We start from the raw sequence: 21,104 nt of genomic DNA, 5'->3' as shown, positions 1-21,104 counted from the left end.
TCCTTTTTCAAAGTTGAATTCCTTCTTATTGTTCAAAAAATTGCAATAGTTATTCCTTGTTAAATATTGTATAATCAAAGGGAGGAGATGATAATCATGGGAGTAACATACCAAAAAATTATGGTTGCAATTGATGGCTCAAAAGAAGCAGATTGGGCTTTCAAAAAAGGGGTTGAAATTGCCAAAAGAAATAACGCAAAACTGCTGTTGGTTCATGTCATCGATACCAGGTCATTTGCATTGATCGAAGCATATGACACGGTGGTAGGTGACAGAGCAGAAAAACTTGCAACAGACATGCTTGAGAATTATAAAAAACAAGCTCTGGAAGCTGGCTTACATGATGTCACATACGAAATTGATTTTGGCTCTCCAAAAGTAAGGATTCCAAGAGATCTCGCGAAGAACCACAACGTTGACTTAATCCTTTGCGGAGCTACAGGCTTAAATGTAGTAGAAAGATTTTTTATGGGAAGTGTCTCTGAACATATCATCCGCTATTCTCCTTGTGATGTTCTCGTCATACGTACACAAAAAGATATCGAATAAAATTTTAAGCACGGAAGCGATAGCAGCTTCCGTGCTTTTTTAAAAAATTTAGCCCTCGATCAAGATTGTGTAGTACAATGGTAAATAACTATACAACTTGGAGGAATACCAATGAAAGAATATTTTTCTTTCGACAAGCGTCTTGGTATCTTTATTCCTGAATTATCATCCGACTGGGAGGATTATAGTAAAGAAACGCAAGAGGCTATTCTTTACCACTGGGAAAAAATTCGGGGAGCGATACCTGACCGGATTGTTGAACTGGAATCGGAAATAAATAAAAAACAAGCACAACTTGACAATGAAACTGATTTTCCCCGCTCCTGCCGGTTGAACAGTGAGATTGCCGAGCTGGCATCGATCATAAATGATTTATGGCTCTGGTACCGGGCAAATCAAACCATTTCAGGCAAAGTCCATCAATAAATATGCGGAAGTGACCGGTTAGGGCAATAAGCCGCCGGGCACTGACGCCAGCCTAGCAAACCACCATGAAAAGTAGGCTTTTATAAATCCTTGTTAATTTCTCTTACAACATGGCCGATCTCGGGGAGGATTAATTTATTCATCGCAAGCTTAACCGCACCGGAAGAACCCGGTGTTGAAAATACCGCTTTATTTTGAACCACCCCGGCAATGGCCCTTGATAAAATAGCTGCCGAACCAATATCCTCTTGATAACTCAGGATTCTGAACAATTCCCCAAAACCAACAATTTCCTTATCCAGCAAACCCTTTACTGTTTCAATCGTTACATCCCGCTTGGCAATTCCTGTGCCGCCATTTGTTAGAATTACATCGATATCTTCACGGCTGCAAGCTTGTAAAATTTCTCTCCTTATCGGTTCAATCTCGTCCTTTACAACACAGTATTCCACTATTTTATGTCCCGCTTGTTCCAACAAATCAATCATCAGCCGGCCGCTTTTATCAGTTTCTTGATTTCTTGTATCACTTACTGTAATGACTTTACAGTTGACTGTCCGTGGTGCCTGCATTTTATGTTCTTGTGTACTCATGCTTACAACTCCCCTTTAGCCTTTAGATAGCGCAGTTGATAATATTTGTGAGCCACCTCTGTTACTTTTCTTGTTATTTGATAATTTACGCCAGCCCCTATTGCCATGCTGACAAGGGGAATACCTTGAATCATTTTTTTTCGAAATAAAGTAATAACCATTGCCTTTAATAATTGTTGTACAGGCAGTTCAATCCAGGTAATGTCTATAATTTCTTCTTTTCCTTCATAGAAGTAATGATCTTCGTCAGCTAATTCCTTCATCAACATCGACCATCCCGCTTTTTGGATCCTGGGTGGCAATGTGCCCGTATGAAATACCTTTAAAGACGTCATCATTTCATGGGGAGTATTTATTTCAAACCCATAGGTCATCGCAATTAGCTGGACTACTCGTAAATTAATTACAGCCATTGCCGGGATATCAGTTCCCAATAAAAGGGTACCTCCCGTTCCCGCCAATCCGCCTTGAGCGAATGAATAAAAACGGTGTCTGGCAATTTGCTGTTCAGCTATGTATTGCAATTGCTCAATTGTTAATCGCCGCATGTCAGTGATTTCTTCGATTTCCTTTTGAAAAATTCTTCCCGACGCAATGATTCTTTCTTTTGTATCCATTTGAAGCTGGGAACCTTGAATAATGCCATGCAGGTGAAACAGCCAAGTATCGATGACAGCAAAAAATTGTTTCTGCAAGTTTTCCGGTAATAGGGAAAAGGACCTCTCCAAATATTTTTCATAGGTTAATTGAAAATCATTTGGTTGGTAATTCAATAAATTATTTTCCCATTCCTTTATATCGTTTAAGACCTTTCTTTCGCGATCTGTCAGCGGCATCAACATTCCCCCTTAAATCTGGTTCTATTACCAGTATAGCACATTAATAATGGGTTAAGAAAAAAGCAAAAGCCACAGGGCCTTTGCTTGTCTTTGCTTCATCGATTTGCCGTTAACCTGACAACATCGCGAGCAATCATGACTTCTTCATTTGTTGGGATGACCATGACTTTTACGGGAGAGTGGGGGTAACTAATAAATGCTTCTTTACCTCTAATTTTGTTAAGGGCAGGGTCCCAATAAACCCCCATAAACTCCAGGCCCCTTAACACATTCTCGCGAATCACATCGCTGTTTTCACCAATTCCTGCGGTAAAGATAATCGCATCCACGCCATTCATGCGGGCTGCATAAGAACCGATGTATTTATGAATCCGATTGGAGAAAACATCTAAAGCGAGCTGTGCCCGTTGATTACCTTGACTTGCCTGAATTTCAATATCTCGTAAATCACTTGAAAAACCTGAAATAGCCAGCATGCCGCTCTTTTTATTTAAAATCTCCAGTACTTCTTCTGCGGTCTTTCCCGTCTTCTCCATAATAAAAGGAATAAGTGCCGGGTCAATGTTTCCAGACCGGGTTCCCATTGTTACCCCGGCAAGAGGGGTGAAGCCCATCGAAGTGTCAATCGACTTTCCTCCTTGAATGGCTGCAATACTCGCACCATTCCCTAAGTGGCAGGAAATCAGCCGCAGCTGTTCAAGCGGACGGCTTAAAATTTCTGCAGCTCTTTGGGAAACGTATTTATGGCTCGTTCCGTGGAAGCCATATTTTCGAATGCCGTATTTTTGATAATACTCATACGGCAGGCTGTACAAAAAAGAACTTTCCGGCATTGTTTGATGAAAGGCGGTATCAAATACCGCAACAGCCGGGACATTGGGAAGGACCCGTTTAAACGCTTTAATTCCTGTCACATTAGCCGGATTATGCAATGGCGCCAATTCCGATAAACCTTCAATTTTCTGTAATACCTCATCAATGATAAGAACGGAATCATTAAATTCTTCCCCGCCATGAACAACGCGATGACCAATACCCTCTATTTCATCCAATGAATCAATAATTCCAAGTGAGGTTAATTTTTCCAACAGCATTTTAACAGCTACTTCATGATCAGGAATATCCAGAGTTTGCTGAAGCTTTTCACCATTTGCTGTAATCGTAAAAATGGAATCCTTTAACCCGATTCTCTCGATCAGCCCCTTTGTAATGACCTCTTCCTGCGGCATTTCAAATAATTGAAACTTTAAAGAAGAACTCCCGGCATTAATCGCAATTATTTTCGCCATATGTACGATCGCTCCTTTATCTAAAAACATTTTTTTGTATCCATTTATTTACTCTTATAGTTTGTGCATAATACCTTTGTATTACATCCCCGAATTTTCATTTAATCACTGCGAAAATAGCATTTCAAGATGCTTTTGAAATGTAATCGATTGCAGCGAAATATAGTTTTATTCAGAATTGATAAAATAAAAAAGAGATAACACCAATGAACGATGTTATCCCTTATTGTCTTGAAACCATTTATTTATTTTAAATAGAATTTTATCCATTTCCAGTTTATTTGATAAACTTGGTAAATTTACTAGTAATGCCTGCTTAGGCGGTTTAAGGTCAGCAGCTTTCTTTTGAACAATAAATATGCTTTTGGCAGCATTCTTATTTTTAAACATGCTGACAGGGAGCTGCAGCAATCCTTGAATCAACAGATGTTCCTTGATAAAATCATGAAGCTTACCTGCTTGTTCACTTTCAAATAATCCATTTGGGATAATAAAAAATAAATATCCTCCCGGTTTCGTATGGCGAACGCTTTGTTCAATAAATAAATGATGGGCATAACTATGACCGTTATCCGCCTTTAATTGATAATCATCGGCCCTGATATCGTTGGGATAATAACCTACAGGCAAATCTGCAATTACCGCATCAACCGGATCAATAAAGAGAGTCTCTAAACTGTCTTGATTATAGAATTGCACCGGTTGCTGCTGTAAATTGGCATTAATATAAGCAAGCTTGAGCAGCAAGTCATCAATGTCCACCCCATAAGCCGCAACGTTTTTATCCGTGTAGTTTAACACCGTCAGCAATAAATTGCCTGTACCAACTGCCGGGTCAAGCAAACGAAAGGATGGAGTCTTAATAAACTTTTCGACGAGAAAGGCCGTCAGCATCCCTACAGAATCCGGAGTCATTTGGTGGTTAGGCTGGACCATTTCCTTCATCCCTTTTAAGATCACCAATTGGAATGCCTTGCGGATCTCTTCTTTGGAGTATTGCCCTAAGTGTATCCCTTCATATTGTTTTGTTAGCCATTTAACTGTTAATTCACTTAGTTCCTCTTGAAGAACGGCACCCTGGAATACATTTTCTCCGGACTCCGCCAATGCCTCCAAATAAGAACATCCCAGCTCGTCCTGCAAGCGAATAGATGTCTCATTAAATAAGGTAAATAATTGCTCAACTGGAGAATTCAATCTTTTCCCTCCCTTACTACTAAGATTATAATCACGTATGTATTCTTAACACAAGTTTAAAAGGCCCCGCCGAATGGCGAGGCCCTAATTGAACTTTGAAAAATTGTCTAGCTCCAGCGCCCAGCGACTAGTGTACTTCGGTCTTCTCCCTACGATAAGTCAACATCAAATCGCTAACGCTCTTCGTGTTTCCTTTATCTCAGTCGAACCCCTCCAGTCCATACGTCGCAAAACGGTCGCTTTTGCTTTTCGAATTATCTAGCATTTCGTGCGGCCTCGAGGGCTGCTTCGTAGTTTGGATGGTTGGTTGCTTCACTTACATACTCAACGTATGTAACCGTGTCGGAAGAATCAACGACAAATACGGCACGGGTTAATAATCTTAATTCTTTAATCGCAACCCCGTACGCTTCCCCAAACGAAAGATCACGGTGATCTGATAAGGTTTGGACATTTTCAATTCCGGCGGCTGCACACCAGCGCTTCTGAGCAAATGGCAGATCAACGCTGATTGTTAATATTTTTACATTTCCCAAGCTGTTCGCTTCTTCATTAAAACGCCGTGTCTCGGCATCACACACTCCAGTGTCAAGGGATGGTACGGAAGTGATTAGGCGAACTTGACCCTTTGTATCGTCTAAAGTAACTTCTGATAAGTCGTTAGCCAAGACAGTGAAATTAGGCGCCTTATCTCCTACCTTTACTTCGTTGCCAAGTAAAGTGACAGGACCTCCCTTAAATGTAACATTTGCCATATTTACATCCTCCTTTATTCTACTGAGTATAACTGATTCAACTTGAATCAACTCGTTTCCCACATGTACATAGTAAATATATCCTGTAAGTATGAATTTTGCAATTAATATGGCCTTTGAAATTATCATTGTCTAAATATAAGAAACTCGCCAATCGGCGAGCCGCAGTGTATTGCATTATTGGATTACATCAATGTCCAAGTCTACTTTAGGTTTATGATTGGGGGATTGATTTCCGGTTTGAGATTGTTGGCTTGATTCATTTTTCTTGGCGAACATTTGTTGAATTTTATCCACTGCCTGAGGGGCAAGTTCTAAAATCTTCTCATACAAATGAGTGCTTTCATTTAAATGAAGCATTTTTACTCCCTGGGCATTGACAATTAAAAAGGCGATTGGCGTAATCGAGACACCGGCACCGCTGCCTCCTCCGAATGGAAGCTGCTGCCCTTGGCTTTGACCTTGTCCCTGACTTTGGCTCTGGCCTTGATTTTGGCCTCCTGAACTACCGCTCATGTTAAATTCACTGCCGCCGGCTGCAAATCCGAACCCTACCTTAGAAACAGTTAAAATGACACTCCCATCAGGGGTTTCCACAGGATCCCCAATGATTGTGTTCACATCAATCATTTCCTTTAGACTTTCCATTGCAGTAGTCATCAATCCCTGAATTGGATGATCTGCCATCGTAATTTCCTCCTTCTTCAAACGAACTTTGTTTTATCATTTGAAAAAGTTGATTTGCTTGTGAAGCGATTTTTTTCGCCTCTCCAGTATTTAATCAACTTTAATCCTGCTAAAATAGCATGCCCGATTCGAAACTGAAAAATACATAGCAGATGCGTTTGAATCACCGCAGCTTGAAACTGGGGCGTTATCGCTAGTTGCGGCATGACTGTCAGCTTAAAAAAGCGACTTAAGAAACCTACAATACTCCCTTTAAGGGTCCATAATGCCCCTGCTGCAATCGCCGTATAAGCAGCATCGCCAACTCCGATATATGATGACCACTCGAATTTTTTAACACTAATCTTTTGAAAGAACTTCCTGACGATGACTTGCATTCTTACAACCTTTTGCAAAAAATCTCTGGCCTTCTCAATATTTTTTACTGCCTTATCTTTCGTGATTTGGTTCACCTTATGATCTACTTTTCCACCTGGCTCTTCTCCTAAATGAGAATGATGTTTGACAATCACGCTGGGAGAGTCATCATCAATTTTGATTAACGGAACATTGATTTTATATTGAATCAACCCGAACCAAATCTTGAACTCCACTTTTAAATCATCGTCATCATTATGGTGCTGATAATTGATGATGATCGTTAATTTGGTAAATACAATAAGCAGCAATAATCCCAGCAAAACGGATAAAGAAATATAAAGCCATAGCAAGTTCTCCACAACCTTTCAGCCTGCTATTATTTCCTCAACCGTAAAAAAATAAACCTGCCAACTTTTGTTGACAGGCTTAAATACCCCAAAGTCTTTTTCCCTTCAGACTTATCAAGCTTGGTGTCTGTCGATTAGTCTGAATGAATAACAGTCGTATCGGTAAAAATATCATGCAGCCCTTGCTTTTTGGGAAGAAAGGCAACGATGAGGTAGCCAATGAGAACGGTGACGGAAATAAACCGGCCGATCCATTCACGAAAAATAATCGTTCCCCATGATAATTTTTCATGTTTCAAATCAATTACCTTCAACCCAAACACCATTTTCCCCAGTGTTTGCTGAAAAAACTTCGTCATCAACACGAAATATAAATAAAAGATCACGGCTGACGCAATGGAGATCGGAGCAAACATATTATATTCGGCCAAGGAAATATCAAGCAGGCGAAAAAGCGGGTTAATCAACAAACGAACAATGCTTCCGATTACAATTAAGTCAAGCAGATAGGCCCAGAACCGCATCCAAAAACCAGCATAGCGAACTGGCAGCTGCTGGGTGTGACTTTCCGCGGGTACTTCCCCATCAGCAGCTTGAGTGCGATTCAAACTTTGGTCCTTAAAACCTTCGGAAATATTTTTTTCTGTTTCATAAAATTTTTCATTCGTATCCATCCGCTATCTCCCCTATTCCGCATAAAGATACATTAGCCGTGGTGAATTGGGTTTTGAAAGAACCTTCATTAAGCCGGCCATTTCAGCGTTATTACCGGCCCATCTTTTAGCCTCGAAAGAAAACAGCGAACCGAGACCAAGCGGCTCCGTATATCGGACAACCTTTGCACCCTTAAGCTTTTCATTCTTTTTCATTTGTTTAATCACATCATCCAAGTATCCAAAACCATCAATTAGATTTAATTCCTTTGCCTGCCGGCCATCATACACCCGGCCATCGGCAATTTGTTTAACTTTGTCAACACTCATATGACGGCCTTCGGAAATGACTTTGATAAAGCCTTGGTAAGAGTGATCAATCATCGTTTGTAAAATTTTTCGTTCTGCTTCCGTCATTTTCCGCGTCGGACTCATAATATCTTTATATTTCCCGCTTTTAATGGTCACAAAATCAACACCATACTTATCGGCTAATCCCTTATAGTTAATTCCTTCCATAATGACTCCGAGGCTTCCTGTCAACGTTTCCGGACTGGCATAAATCTTTTTCGCCGCCGTTGAAATATAATATCCCCCTGATGCTGCCGTTGCCCCCATCGAAATATAGACCGGCTTTTTAGATTTCTTTTGGATTTCAACCAATTTATCATGAATTTCAGCACTCTCCATCACACCGCCTCCTGGAGAGTTTACCCTAATGATGACCCCTTTTACCGAATCGTCATCCTTAAGATAGTTTAACTGCTTCATAAACGTTTGATGATTATATCCTCCGCCTTGTAACAGCGATCCGGAATCACCGGTGTCCTGAATAACGCCATCGACATCAAGAACGACTATTTTCTTAAGCTCGCTCCCGTTATCCACCACTTCCTCTGTAAACGGCTGCTCAGCTGAAGTCATAAAATCAGTGAAATCTGTTTTGATTCCCTTAAAAGCAAACGCAGATAGAAAATTTACAACAATTGAAACAAAGAATAATGCGGCAGCAATCCCTAGTGCAGCCCAACGTTTTCCACTCATCCATATTCCTCTCTTTCTCTTTCCGCTAAAAATGAAATATCCATTCTCATATTGTTTCAAAAAAAATGCTAAACTAATGCAGGACAAACCTTATTTTATCAAAGATACATGGTAAAATGGAGAAAACTTGTTCTTTTTCTCACCATTTTTCCAGGAGGGGATCATGTATGCCAGAAAGACGTAATGTATATTATTATTACAAGCGCAATGAAGAAATCCTTCGAAATGCAGCGCCACTCTTTGAAGCTACGGAACGATATGGGTTTACGATTGTCAACGATTTTCGCCAGGCAAATATTATTGCCAGCATTGGCGATGATGGGGCATTTCTTCAAGCTGTTCGAAAAACAGGATTTCGTGATGATTGTTTGTATATGGGGATTTCAACTAAAAATAATTTAAATATGTATTGTGATTTTCGCATTGATGATACCTCGAAATTGATTGAAGCGATGAGGAATGAGCAGCTGGAGGTACGCCGTTACCCTCTGATAGAGGTCTCCGTCAATGGCCAGGGCGCGTTTAATTGCATTAACGAATTTAGTATCGTTTCATCCATCATAAAAACCCTGGTAATTGATGTCTTTATCGATCAGCTTCATTTTGAAACATTCCGCGGCGACGGCTTAATTGTCGCAACCCCGACAGGAAGCACAGCCTATAATAAATCGGTAAAAGGGGCGATTGTTGACCCGCTTATACCTTGTATGCAAATAAGCGAGATAGCTTCGATTAATAACAACAATTACCGGACCCTTGGCTCTTCGTTTATTTTAAGCAATGATCGAAAACTTACACTAAAAGTTAAAACAGAGAATGACCATCCTGTAATGGGAATGGATAATGAAGCGCTAAGTATTCGCGAAGTGGATCATATCGAAATCCAATTAAGCAATAAAAAGTTAAAAACATTAAAATTAAAAGATAATTCCTTCTGGGAAAAAGTAAAGCGGACGTTTCTATGATTCAAAAGGTGTCAGACCACCAGCAAAAATTTGCTGGAGCTGACACCTTTTTTTACAATGCTTGCTTTTCGTTTAAGCGTTTTCCGGCAAATAACCTTGTTTTGGAAAGAGAGTAAAGTATTAATGCCGTCCAAATAAACAAAAATGATACCAATTGTACTGTTGAAAAATGTTCATGGTAGACGAAAATTCCGAGAAGTAGCGTCAAAGTCGGAGCAATATATTGTAAAAAGCCGAGTAAAGACAACGGGATTTTTTGCGCCCCTTTCGCAAAATAAAGCAGGGGTACGGCTGTCGCTGCTCCAGATCCGATTAATAATAATACTGTACGGATATCAACTGATAAAAAGGCATTTGTTCCATTTATAAACAGATAAAGCAGATAAGCTGCCGCCGCCGGTGTAATCACTAACGTTTCCAATGTTAACCCAACAGACGAATCAACATTAATCAATTTTTTCGCCAAACCATACAAGCCGAAGGAGATGGCCAGACCAATCGCAATCCATGGGAATTTACCATGAGCAACGGTCGTAATGATGACACCAATTGCTGCCAGAAAAAAAGATAAATATTGGGCCGGTGATAATTTTTCTTTAAGAACGACCATCCCCAATAAGATGCTGACCAGCGGATTGATGTAATAACCTAAGCTTGTTTCAACAATATGACCGCTATTCACCGCCCAAATATAAATGAACCAATTAATGGTTATCAGTATTGAGGCCAAAATCAAGGCGAACAATTGCTTTTTCTTTTTGGCAAATCCCCTGATGGTTAAAAGAAACAGTCCCGATTTTTTTGTTAATAACACAACAAGCAACATAAAAATAAACGACCAAAAAATCCGATTGGCAAGGATTTCTATAGCATTTATGCCACCCAAAAACTTCCAATAGATCGGTAATAACCCCCAAAGAAGATAGGAAAAACCAGCATGAATGGCGCCTAGCTGTGCTTCGCTTTTTTTTGTCATTTCCCAAGCCCCTATTCTTTCTAAAATCGAAATAATTTTAATTATACAATGAAACAACTAAAATAGGGGAATTTTTTGTTCTCCTTTTTGCAATATAAAAGCAGACGAGAGAAATTCGCCTGCTTCATTCACTAATGGGATTCATAAGTAAAATTCCTGCTAGGGACAGTTTATATATTTCCGCAAGTGCACAATGCAAATAGGCAAGGAACCAGCGGTTATCCGCTAATTAGACATATAAGTCATTTATTTTTTTGCTGTTTCCAATTCCTTTTGGCGCAGTTCAATTCTGCGGATTTTACCGGAGGTTGTTTTTGGCAGTTCCGACACATACTCGATCTTTCTTGGATATTTATACGGTGCAGTCAACGCTTTAACATGCTCCTGCAGTGTTGCCGTTAAATCCGGAGAATCTGCATCGACATCCTCTTTTAGAACGACAAAAGCTTTTACCACAAAGCCGCGGATTTCATCAGGGCTGGCGACCACAGCACATTCTTTTACAAATGGGTGCTTGACAAGGGCGTCCTCGACTTCAAAAGGACCAATGGTATAGCCTGAACTGATGATAATATCATCACCGCGGCCTTCAAACCAGAAATAGCCATCCTCATCCATTTTTGCTTTATCTCCGGTTATATAATAATCTCCACGGAATTGCATCGCGGTTCTTTCCGGATCCTTGTAATAATTTTTAAATAAGGCAGGGGTTTCAATGTGCACGGCAATATCGCCAACTTCTCCAACAGCGCATACTTCCCCCTCATCATTAATAATTTCGACACGATTGCCCGGAGTCGGTTTTCCCATTGAACCCGGCTTTAATTCCATTCCTTTTGTTACTCCGACGAGTAAGGTGTTTTCCGTTTGACCATAACCATCACGAACATCAACACCAAAATGTTTCCGGAAAGTATCAATGACCTCGCGATTTAATGGTTCACCAGCAGATACAGCGCTGTGAAGGTTTGGCAATTGATATTCAGCCAAATTATCCACTTTTGCCATTAACCGGTACTCCGTTGGTGTACAACAAAGAACATTTACATCATATTTTTGCAGCAGGCTTAAGTATTTATTGGGTTCAAATTTGCCATTATAGACTAATCCTGTTGCACCAGAGCCGAGAACCGAGAGGAAAGGGCTCCAAATCCATTTTTGCCAACCCGGGCTTGCGGTTGCCCAAACAGTATCCCCTTCTTCGATGCAGAGCCAATTGGATGCTGCTGTCTTTAAGTGAGCAAAGGCCCAGCCGTGGGTATGAACAACACCTTTAGGATTTCCGGTTGTTCCGGAGGTATAAGATAAAAAGGCCATATCGTCTCTTAACGTGGCTACTGTTGCAAATTCCTCACTTGCTTCCTCCATTTCTGCATCTAAATGAATCCAGCCTTTGGCTTTTGCACCTACGGTGAATTTAACAAGGGGCTGCGCTGAAGTAATATTGCTAAATTGGTCAACATAGGGATAATAGCTGACAACCGCTTTAACATCGCCATGAGAAATGCGATATTGCAAATCTTTTTCTCTTAACATTTCAGAGCTGGGAATCACCACCATACCGGCCTTTAAGGCGGCTAAATAAACAACATAGGCTTCAATCAGCCGAGGTACAATCACCAGGACCACATCGCCTTTGTCTAAACCACTGGCCTTAAAAACATTTCCGGCCCGGTTTACTTGTTTCAATAATTGTTCATATGTAACCTGCTTCTTCTCCCCTGATTCGTTTTCCCACTTTAAAGCAATTTTCTTCGGATCGTTTGCAAAGCGTTCTACCTCTGTCACAAGATTATACTGTTCAGGGGCAATTAGATCTTCTCTTTTCATCGTATCCCTCCCAAGATAGGTTATAGTATGATTATACAAAATTATTTTAAGATTTTAAATTATTATTCAGTTAAAAATTTCTCCATGCAAAAAGAGAGTAGAGGAATCCTCTACTCTCTGTAGCCATTATATTTATTTAGGTTTAGCGTGAAAATCCGCTTAAATGCTGCTGTGCCATAGAAACGAGACGCTTAGTGATTTCACCACCAACAGAACCGTTAGCTCGTGAAGTTGTCTCAGCACCTAGGTTTACACCAAATTCTTGAGCAATTTCCACTTTCATTTGTTCAAGGGCTTGCTCAGCGCCTGCTACTAGTAATTGATTGGAGTTGTTGTTGTTTGCCATGTGATTTTCACCTCCTTGTGAGTATAGAATGTGTAAAACCACATGGCAAAATTCTTGTTTTTACTTGGTAATTGTTCACAAAAATATCAAAATATACAATTAGAATAATTCTTCAAATTCCCGACGCTGTTCCCGTTCAGGCTTAATGGTGATGGTTTCCACCTTTTCCACGGCCTCTTGAATCAATGGTTCAAAGTTAAAATAACTTTCATATTGAATGACTTTTTCTCTTTTAGGTTTCGTTTTCGGTGATGCTGGGACAAAGATGGTGCAGCAATCTTCATAAGGTCTGTTTGAAATTTCCAAGGTATTAATCATGTCAGCCATTTTTATAATATCGTTCTTATCCATCGAAATCAATGGACGTAAAATGGGCGTATTGGTTACTTCATTAATGGCATACATGCTTTCCAATGTTTGGCTGGCAACCTGGCCAAGGTTTTCCCCGGTTATGATCGCGAGCCCTTCCTGTTTCCTTCTAATTTCATCGGTAATTCGCAGCATCATTCTTCTGGTAGAGGTCATCGTATAATTTTCCGGGACCTGCTCACGGATCACTTGCTGCACTTTAGTAAATGGCACAATATGGAGTGTTATCGAACCACCGGCAATTTCCGCTAGTCTTTTTGACAGATCAATTACCTTTTCCTTAGCCCGCTCACTGGTGAATGGCGGGCTGAAAAAATGAACTGCCTCAATATCCAGTCCGCGTCTCATTGATAAATAACCTGCTACTGGGCTGTCAATTCCGCCGGACAGCATTAACATTGCTTTTCCCCCTGACCCGGCTGGAAGCCCGCCAGCACCTGGAATGGTTTCAGATGATAAATAAATAGCCTCTTTTCGCACCTCAATCCTTAGATTAATATCAGGATTTTTAACATTTACTTTTAAGCCGGGGATGTTCTGCAGCAGATGCCCGCCTATCAAATGATTAATTTCATCTGTCGTTAATTCAAACGTCTTATCAGATCTTTTTGCCGTTACTTTAAAGGTGTTTCCTTCACTGTATTGAGATTTTACCAATTCAAGTGATTTTATTTTTAATGTTTCAATTTCTTTGGCCACTTTGATAGCTGGACTGAAGGATTGAATCCCAAAAATAGGTTTTAACTTTTCAATAACCGCTTGGGAATTTTCGCCGTTTAGGACAATATACATCCGATCACGGCTGGCTTCTATTTTAATGTTAGGAAAGTTCGTCAACGCGATGCGCACGCTTTTTCTTAGCTTATCGATAAATTTATTTCGATTCCTACCCTTAGTAGATATTTCCCCATAACGAATTAATATACGGTCATAATTCATTTATTTCATTACCCTTTCTAATTGTTTTAATGAGTTCTCAATCGCTTCAATGACTTTCAACGCTTCCTCGGTGGTATTATCATAAGACAGGCTGATCCTAACGGCACTTTCAGCAGTTGCCTTTGGGACTCCCATTGCGGTAAGTGTGGTACTGGCTGATTTCTTTTTAGAAGAGCAGGCACTTGTTGTTGAGACGAAGATCTCCTTCTCCTCAAGGGCATGAATAAATACCTCTGATTTAATCCCATTCAGCGAGAAATTCAGAATATGCGGAGCAGCATTTTCGGACGGTGTATTTATTTGAATACGTTCATTTTTGCTTAATTCCTGCCGTAGCATGTTTTGAATATTTCTCATATTCTCAATCCCCGCTGTACTCCTGTCAAAAGTCATTCTGAGTGCTTTCGCCAAAGCAACGGCCCCTGCTACATTTTCCGTTCCACTCCTCAAGGCTCGCTCTTGGCTGCCACCAGAAAATAATGGCGTAATTCTTACTCCATCACGAACATAAAGGACACCTGTCCCCTTTAGTCCATGAAATTTATGACCGGAGATAGAGCATAAATCAATCCTGTCTTCATGAAGAGTGAGGGGAACCTTTCCAATCCCCTGGACAGCATCAACATGAAAAAGAATAGTTGGGTACCTCTTTAGCATTTCACCTATTTCTTTGATTGGCTGAATCGTTCCGACCTCATTATTTACAAGCATGATCGAAATGAAAGTGGTATCTTTTCGAATCGCCTTTTCGATGTCAGCAGCCGATACCCTTCCGTTCCGGTCAACCGGTACATAAGTGATGTCAAATCCGACCTGTTCCAGCTGTTCCATGGCCAGTCGGACAGAGGGATGCTCCACACTTGATGTAATTAAATGCTTACCTTTATTTTTGTTTCTCAAAGCAGCACCTTTAACCGCCAAATTATTGCTTTCAGTCCCACCAGAGGTAAAATATATTTCATTTGTTTTAACCTGCAGGAGCTGGGCAACCTGTTCTCTTGCTTGGGAAAGAAGCTTTTCAGCTTGCCCGCCAAAACGATGCAATGACGATGGATTTGCGAAATAGTCACTTGAAACTTTAAGAAATGAATCAAGCACTTCTTTATAGGGTTTGGTTGTCGCACTGTTATCAAAGTAGATCATAATTTTTCACCTTTCTTCTGCCGCTAAAATTTTATCATAAAAATACCAGGTTTTAAAAAAAGAAGTAAAGAAACCGGCTAACCAATATTTGGTTAAAACCGGTTTCTTTGGTTATGCTGACTCTATTGCAGCTTTAATTTTTTTCAACGCCTCCGGGTCAACTGCTTCAAGGGAGGCAGCAACCTGCTCTAGTGCTTCTTGATAATCATAACGTCTAAAAGCATTTTCAGCTTCGGCTAAGCCTTTGGCAACAGATGGATATTGACTTCGATAGCGATTTCCATATTGAATTCCTTGTTCGGCAAGCATCACATTTTCAATTAACTCGATCGTCGAATTCACCAGTTTTTCGACCGTTAACACCGCCATCTCCAAATATTGATTAAGCACGGAAACATTTAGCGGTTTTTCTTCCAGCTGTACTTTGACATTGCGAATACTTTCATTGGCATCCTCAAAAAGGTATTTATAATCTTCCGGCAATCCGGGAACATTGCTTTTCTGTACAAGCCGAACCGTTTCTGCCACTTTCTTCGTTAGCTCTTTTACTTGTTCTCTAGCGGCAAACTCATCCTTGCGAAGTGCCTGTAATTTTTGCGAGAAAGTTTGCTGTTCTTCAACAAGCAAATCTAATTGTTCCTTAATTTCACTTAGCTCATCACTCATGACAGATTGAGCCGTTTCATTTTGCTTTAATTTCTCTAATAGAATCTCATAGCGTTTATAAACCGCAGCGAGTTCCTTTTCCAAATTCGTTTGAATTTCCAAATCTTTTTCCGGTACTTGGTAACTTGCTTGCACTTGGAGGATTTCACCCGCAAGATTTTTATTTTCCGCTTCGGCTGAGGCCAACAGATCACTGGTAATCTCCTTATTTTTTAACAGCGAGTGCTTGGCATAAACCTCTTTTTCCAACAGATCTAACAGAATATCAATGCGCTCTTTTACCTCTTTTGTACCCTCTGCAGCTTTTTCCATTTCTATGTTTTCAATGAAGGAGATATTTTCGGCCAGCTTCTCTTGTAAACGATTTGTTTCAGTTTCCACGTTAATATGTTCCAAGTAATAGTCAGCTTCCGTCATCTCCCGATAGCCGTCTAGAACCTCCGTTAGTTGATTGGGAAGCAGTGATTGATTTTCAATCAGCAATTGTGGGATTAAATCCATGTTATTCTTTATCATGTCAAGCTTACTATGAATCGAGAGAACCACTTCGCGCGCTTCCAAATAGTCACCATGTTCTGTTTTTTCATCAAAATCATGGAACTTTTGGGAAATCTCATCAAGTCCGGCTTCCAGCTGTTTTTCGGCTTTGCCAAAATTATGACGATGCGCCAGCAACATCTTCTTTGTTTCCCGATATTGTTCCTTTAATTGTTCAATTTCTTGCCGGTTTTTTTCTTCACTGCCAACCAGTTCATTGAGCTCAGCTAAAATATTATTTATTTGGTTTTCAGCCTCCTGCAGTTGTTCTGCAAGCTGCTGCTGCAATTCTTTAGCTTTCTTGAAACGGTAATGATCTATGTATTCTTCCGCATCAAACAGCATCTCCTCAAAACTTGGAAGCTTTACAGTAATCACTTCATCCCACTGATTCCGCCAACGCTCAAAAAGCTCCTCTGTCTGTCCCGTCATATTCAGCTGTTTTACTTTTGACATTTCTTCTGTTACCGGACGGTTAAACAGATCAATCTTCCAAGCCTCTAAACGGTCCATTTCTTTAAAGTATTTTTTCTTTATGAAATATCCTGATACAAATAATGCAAGTAAGAGGATGAACGGTCCAATGATATAAATCACTTGTAAGCCTCCTATTCCAAACAACAATGATTCCATTTTAGCACGTACAATTTATCTTAAAAAAATTCTTTCATGTTTATTCGATGCCTTTATGATACCATGTAAACGACAATTTTTGACTATTATTTTCAATTTTTTTGTAAAAAAAAAATAGCGGTTATCGCTATTTTACTATCGCACCTTTTTTAAGCGGAAGGTCGGTACATAAGGTTCGATCAATCCATAAATGGATATCTTTCAAATATTTTTGCACAAAGAAATTTTCATTTGGAAAAATATATAATACTTCCCGCAGATAAATGGCGTTGGTAAATGGCATCATTAATAAGGCCTTGAGCTGAATGATTAAATACGGAATGGAATGCGGCCGAAACTCGTTCCATTCAAATCCTCTTTCAAATATCTGTTGAAAATAATATTTCTCTTTCAAAGAGTATGTAGCCATGACTTCGCGGGAAACTTGCGTATTCACTGACATTTCCCGATAAACAAAGCTGGCCAGCTGAATGTTATCAAATTGAAATTGCAATAATTCTGTAACCATTTGCTTTAGGCATGTTCTGGCGCCCTTATCAATTGAAGGAAACACCTCATCCATGATTCGAATATATTGCTCAAAAAAGTGGGTAATACAATATTCCAACAGCCCCGCTTTGTTATCAAAATAGTAGGCAATGGTCGCTGTATTAACTTTTGCCAGCTTGGCAATATCCCTTATTGACGTTCCTGAATACCCTTTTGAATTAAACAATATAATTGCCGCTCTGATAATCTCATCCTTAGCATTTTTCTTCATTGATTCCCCCCCTTGAAACATCATAAATCCCCTTATTATAAGGATTCTTGTTGTCACCGTTGTTTCCTTCTCAAAAATGTCGACAAAGTCTGCTCAAATTCTTCGATTTCTGCTAAAATAATGAATAATACGTAACAGAAATAGGTGAAATAACATGTTTAACGTCGAAAAATACACGGGAAGCCGTGAAGAAAATTATCAAATGGTTAAAAAGCAATTACATGCATTAATCCATGATGAAAAAAATCAAATAGCCAACTTAAGCAATGCAGCGGCCTTATTAAATCAATTTCTTGACCGGATTAACTGGGTTGGTTTTTATTTAATGGATACAAATAACGAGCTTGTCTTAGGGCCGTTTCAAGGTCTGCCCGCCTGCGTCCGAATCCCTGTCGGCAAAGGGGTATGCGGTACCGCCGCATTAAAAAAAGAAACGGTCCGAATCGCTGATGTCAGCCAATTCCCCGGTCACATTGCCTGTGATTCCGCCTCTCAATCGGAAATCGTCATACCGCTTTTAAAAGGGGAACAGTTAATTGGTGTTTTAGACATCGATTCACCAGAATTGAACCGCTTCGATGAACTTGATCAAGAAAAGCTTGAGGAATTTGTTTCAGTATTAATTAAATTCATTTAAGAAAAGGCTGTTTCAAGCGGTGTCAGGCACCAAAAAAGTGCCTGATACCATTGCTATCTTGCCTCATGATGATCTGTTTGAGCAACTACTCTGTTCTTCCCGGTTGTTTTCGCCACATATAACGCTTCATCCGCCTGTTTAAACAAGGATTGATAGGAATGAGCCAAATCTTTATACCAATACGAAACACCGCATGAGACCGTGACTCTAGGGTTTGAATTTTCCTCCACCTTCTTAATTAATCTTTTCGCAATCGCTGTCCCATCATCCAATGAAACCATTGGCAGATAGATGGCTAACTCTTCGCCGCCCCAGCGTGCTCCGATATCTTTTTCGCGAATATTCGCTTTAATTACATTAGCCACTTGAACGAGAATCTCATCGCCCACTTGATGTCCGTAGGTATCATTGATTTTTTTGAAATTATCAATATCAATCAGAGATGAACGTACCCTGCTTATCCTTGTTCATCGAATGGAGAATCTTTTCATTTAAATATTTGCGCGAATGCAGCTTTGTCAAATAATCCGTGATGACTAATTTATTCAATTCCTCCCGCAGCTTATGATTCATTATGGCCAACGATGAATGTTGAATTAATGTCTGCAATAATTTATATGTGTCAAATGTAAAGAAATATGGCTTATGATGCATGACAATGGCAAAGCCCTTTAAGCTCTGACCTTGGTACACAGGAACAGCCATAATGGAGTGAAATTCTTCTCCATCCTCCATTTCGCTCCTAAAATCAGCAAAGTAAAGAGAATCTTTTTCTTGCAGAATTTTCTCCTTAAAATATTGGATATAGACTTGTCCCGGCTTTGAATAAAAATATGAAGTTGAACCAGGCAGCAATTTCACTTTCAACTGGTCATCCGTCAGCACAAAAAAGCCGACCTCTTCTGCCTGAAAAGCGGACTGAATTTGTTGAGAAATATTGCTCATTGCCTCCTCAAGCTTAAGATTGGAATTAAACTGTTTGGTAGCTTCATTTAACAGCTTTAAATTGCATACCAGCTGTTCCGACTGCTGGTACAGCTTTGCATTTTCAATGGCATGTCCGACACTGCCAGCCAGTAGGGTTATAAATTCAATTTCTGATTCTGGAAAATCAACTGAATCGCGGGCAATCATTTGCAATACCCCATAAACTCCTTGAATCCCCTTTAAAGGTGCATAAATAATCGCGTTTCTATCTGTGATTGATTGTTCAAATTGAACTTCCCCTAAGGCATAGGCTTTCGCGGCGGCAACATTTTCACTATCGTATTCCAATTCCTTGATCGGATAATTTTCACGGTTATGGGTATCAAATGAAAGAAACAGGCAATAAGAATAATCAGAATAATTCTTCTGCAAAATAACAAATAGTTCCTCTAATAAGGTCTCCAGATCCATACATGAATGCAGCTTTTCACTAATTAGGAATAGATTTTTATATTTTTCAGCTTGCGCTCGCAGATCTCTTTCAAGATAATTCATTTTATCTCCACCTAATATTCAGATATAGCATAAAATTCCAAATATATACATTATAACCTGATATCAGGAAATTTCGTAGTCCTTTTGCAATATTTTCTCGAAAAAGTTCATTTTTATTTTTTCAATCCATGAATATACTGTTTTAGCTAAAATGATATTGACTTTCATCATATAAAAATTATATAATAGCATTTGTGTAAAATATTGCAGCCTATAAGAACAACTTTAATTGTTTCATTTTGTTCCTCGTAAGAAAAGCGGAAGCTAGACCATTTTCAGAGATCTTACGATGGTGCATCGTGTAACCCTCTGCTGCTGGGGCGATGGTGCATGAAAACAAAATGACTGTTAAAAGTGTGTCTTAACGGTTTTTATTTTACCCAAATAAAAACACGAAGGAGGAGTCATTTTATGGCTCGTTATACCGGCCCAAGCTGGAAATTATCCCGCCGTCTTGGTATTTCTCTCAGCGGTACTGGGAAAGAATTAGAAAAGCGTCCCTACGCTCCAGGACAACATGGTCCAAACCAACGCAAAAAGCTTTCTGAATATGGATTGCAATTACAAGAAAAGCAAAAGCTTCGTCATATGTACGGAGTAAATGAGCGTCAATTCCATAACCTATTTGTAAAAGCAGGTAAAATGAGCGGCGTTCACGGCGAAAACTTCATGATCCTGCTTGAATCTCGCCTTGATAACTTAGTCTACCGTTTAGGTCTTGCCCGCACTCGTCGTGCAGCTCGTCAATTAGTTAACCACGGGCACATTTTGGTTGATGGTTCTCGCGTAGATATTCCATCATACCGCGTAACTCCTGGTCAAACGATCAGCGTCCGTGAAAAATCACGTAATCTTGAAGTGATTAAAGAAGCAATCGAAGCAACTAACTTTGTACCTGATTATTTAACTTTTGATGCAGACAAATTAGAAGGTACTTTCACTCGCTTGCCAGAGCGTTCTGAATTACCAGCTGAAATCAACGAAACATTCATCGTTGAGTTCTACTCTCGTTAATTTTCGCAAAAGAAATTCCCTGCCATTTTGGTTAGGGAATTTTTTTCTGTTATTTCAGCACGCAAAAA

Annotated in this window: 23 protein-coding genes; 5 read left to right on the top strand and 18 right to left on the bottom strand. The window is 39.8% G+C overall.

The genetic code is table 11. The features are described from left to right. Positions 1–96 precede the first annotated feature (96 nt). On the top strand, positions 97–549 hold the full coding sequence (locus RCG24_RS00625; RefSeq protein WP_202652128.1) for a universal stress protein: 453 nt from the start codon (positions 97–99) through the stop codon (positions 547–549). Positions 550–660: 111 nt separating this feature from the next. Further along, positions 661–975 carry a hypothetical protein gene (locus RCG24_RS00620; protein ID WP_202652127.1) on the top strand — a complete coding sequence of 105 codons (315 nt, stop codon included), beginning with the start codon at positions 661–663 and terminating at the stop codon, positions 973–975. An 80-nt stretch (positions 976–1,055) separates the two neighbouring features. Here the strand turns inward: RCG24_RS00620 and RCG24_RS00615 are convergent, their stop codons facing one another. From RCG24_RS00615 to sppA, 9 genes are all read right to left on the bottom strand, one after another. Beyond that, positions 1,056–1,568 (bottom strand): MogA/MoaB family molybdenum cofactor biosynthesis protein, encoded by a 513-nt coding sequence (locus RCG24_RS00615; protein WP_202652126.1) that lies wholly within the window; start codon positions 1,566–1,568, stop codon positions 1,056–1,058. A 2-nt stretch (positions 1,569–1,570) separates the two neighbouring features. Beyond that, entirely contained in the window at positions 1,571–2,404 is an 834-nt protein-coding gene (locus tag RCG24_RS00610) for an EcsC family protein (protein WP_202652125.1), read from the bottom strand. Positions 2,405–2,502: 98 nt separating this feature from the next. Further along, entirely contained in the window at positions 2,503–3,696 is a 1,194-nt protein-coding gene (locus RCG24_RS00605) for an acetate kinase (RefSeq protein WP_202652124.1), read from the bottom strand. Between the two features lie 216 nt (positions 3,697–3,912). After that, complete coding sequence (locus RCG24_RS00600) at positions 3,913–4,893, bottom strand: class I SAM-dependent methyltransferase (protein WP_202652123.1); 981 nt, start codon at positions 4,891–4,893, stop codon at positions 3,913–3,915. A gap of 254 nt (positions 4,894–5,147) precedes the next feature. Beyond that, positions 5,148–5,648, bottom strand: a complete 501-nt coding sequence (tpx, locus tag RCG24_RS00595) for a thiol peroxidase (RefSeq protein ID WP_308078043.1) — start codon at positions 5,646–5,648, stop codon at positions 5,148–5,150. Positions 5,649–5,825: 177 nt separating this feature from the next. Beyond that, entirely contained in the window at positions 5,826–6,335 is a 510-nt protein-coding gene (gene ytfJ, locus RCG24_RS00590; protein ID WP_308078042.1) for a GerW family sporulation protein, read from the bottom strand. Between the two features lie 17 nt (positions 6,336–6,352). Further along, a complete protein-coding gene (locus RCG24_RS00585) occupies positions 6,353–7,054 on the bottom strand; it encodes a DUF2953 domain-containing protein (protein ID WP_308078041.1) in 702 nt (233 codons plus the stop codon). 122 nt (positions 7,055–7,176) lie between these two features. Beyond that, a complete protein-coding gene (locus RCG24_RS00580) occupies positions 7,177–7,716 on the bottom strand; it encodes an RDD family protein (RefSeq protein ID WP_202653222.1) in 540 nt (179 codons plus the stop codon). 12 nt (positions 7,717–7,728) lie between these two features. Continuing rightward, positions 7,729–8,739, bottom strand: coding sequence for a signal peptide peptidase SppA (sppA, locus tag RCG24_RS00575; protein WP_202653221.1), 1,011 nt, complete (start codon positions 8,737–8,739; stop codon positions 7,729–7,731). A gap of 167 nt (positions 8,740–8,906) precedes the next feature. Between sppA and RCG24_RS00570 the strand changes: the two genes are divergently transcribed. Beyond that, entirely contained in the window at positions 8,907–9,704 is a 798-nt protein-coding gene (locus RCG24_RS00570) for an NAD kinase (RefSeq protein WP_202653220.1), read from the top strand. Positions 9,705–9,756: 52 nt separating this feature from the next. Here RCG24_RS00570 and rarD read toward each other — a convergent pair whose 3' ends face one another. From rarD to refZ, 7 genes are all read right to left on the bottom strand, one after another. Continuing rightward, complete coding sequence (rarD, locus tag RCG24_RS00565) at positions 9,757–10,680, bottom strand: EamA family transporter RarD (protein ID WP_202653219.1); 924 nt, start codon at positions 10,678–10,680, stop codon at positions 9,757–9,759. A 246-nt stretch (positions 10,681–10,926) separates the two neighbouring features. Beyond that, complete coding sequence (gene mbcS, locus RCG24_RS00560; RefSeq protein ID WP_308078039.1) at positions 10,927–12,510, bottom strand: acyl-CoA synthetase MbcS; 1,584 nt, start codon at positions 12,508–12,510, stop codon at positions 10,927–10,929. Between the two features lie 142 nt (positions 12,511–12,652). Beyond that, complete coding sequence (locus RCG24_RS00555) at positions 12,653–12,856, bottom strand: alpha/beta-type small acid-soluble spore protein (protein WP_202653217.1); 204 nt, start codon at positions 12,854–12,856, stop codon at positions 12,653–12,655. 99 nt (positions 12,857–12,955) lie between these two features. Next, positions 12,956–14,164 carry a tRNA uracil 4-sulfurtransferase ThiI gene (thiI, locus tag RCG24_RS00550; RefSeq protein ID WP_308078038.1) on the bottom strand — a complete coding sequence of 403 codons (1,209 nt, stop codon included), beginning with the start codon at positions 14,162–14,164 and terminating at the stop codon, positions 12,956–12,958. After that, a complete protein-coding gene (locus RCG24_RS00545; RefSeq protein WP_308078037.1) occupies positions 14,165–15,307 on the bottom strand; it encodes a cysteine desulfurase family protein in 1,143 nt (380 codons plus the stop codon). Positions 15,308–15,418: 111 nt separating this feature from the next. After that, positions 15,419–17,107 carry a septation ring formation regulator EzrA gene (gene ezrA / locus RCG24_RS00540; RefSeq protein WP_308078036.1) on the bottom strand — a complete coding sequence of 563 codons (1,689 nt, stop codon included), beginning with the start codon at positions 17,105–17,107 and terminating at the stop codon, positions 15,419–15,421. A gap of 163 nt (positions 17,108–17,270) precedes the next feature. Next, entirely contained in the window at positions 17,271–17,903 is a 633-nt protein-coding gene (gene refZ / locus RCG24_RS00535) for a forespore capture DNA-binding protein RefZ (RefSeq protein ID WP_308078035.1), read from the bottom strand. 154 nt (positions 17,904–18,057) lie between these two features. On the opposite strand from refZ, the gene RCG24_RS00530 reads away from it, so the two are divergent. Next, positions 18,058–18,540 carry a GAF domain-containing protein gene (locus RCG24_RS00530; protein ID WP_308078034.1) on the top strand — a complete coding sequence of 161 codons (483 nt, stop codon included), beginning with the start codon at positions 18,058–18,060 and terminating at the stop codon, positions 18,538–18,540. Positions 18,541–18,593: 53 nt separating this feature from the next. Here the strand turns inward: RCG24_RS00530 and RCG24_RS00525 are convergent, their stop codons facing one another. Beyond that, on the bottom strand, positions 18,594–18,929 hold the full coding sequence (locus RCG24_RS00525) for a GGDEF domain-containing protein (protein ID WP_308078033.1): 336 nt from the start codon (positions 18,927–18,929) through the stop codon (positions 18,594–18,596). A 43-nt stretch (positions 18,930–18,972) separates the two neighbouring features. Continuing rightward, complete coding sequence (locus tag RCG24_RS00520) at positions 18,973–20,022, bottom strand: GGDEF domain-containing protein (RefSeq protein ID WP_308078032.1); 1,050 nt, start codon at positions 20,020–20,022, stop codon at positions 18,973–18,975. A 411-nt stretch (positions 20,023–20,433) separates the two neighbouring features. Between RCG24_RS00520 and rpsD the strand changes: the two genes are divergently transcribed. After that, positions 20,434–21,036 carry a 30S ribosomal protein S4 gene (rpsD, locus tag RCG24_RS00515; protein ID WP_202653210.1) on the top strand — a complete coding sequence of 201 codons (603 nt, stop codon included), beginning with the start codon at positions 20,434–20,436 and terminating at the stop codon, positions 21,034–21,036. The last annotated feature ends 68 nt before the right edge of the window (positions 21,037–21,104 follow it).

Origin of the sequence: Neobacillus sp. OS1-32, assembly GCF_030915425.1 — a bacterium.
GTDB classification, from domain to species: Bacteria; Bacillota; Bacilli; order Bacillales; family Cytobacillaceae; genus Neobacillus; species Neobacillus paridis.
The sequence above is the reverse complement of the archived record's forward strand: the minus strand, read 5'-3'. Positions and strand labels throughout refer to the sequence as shown.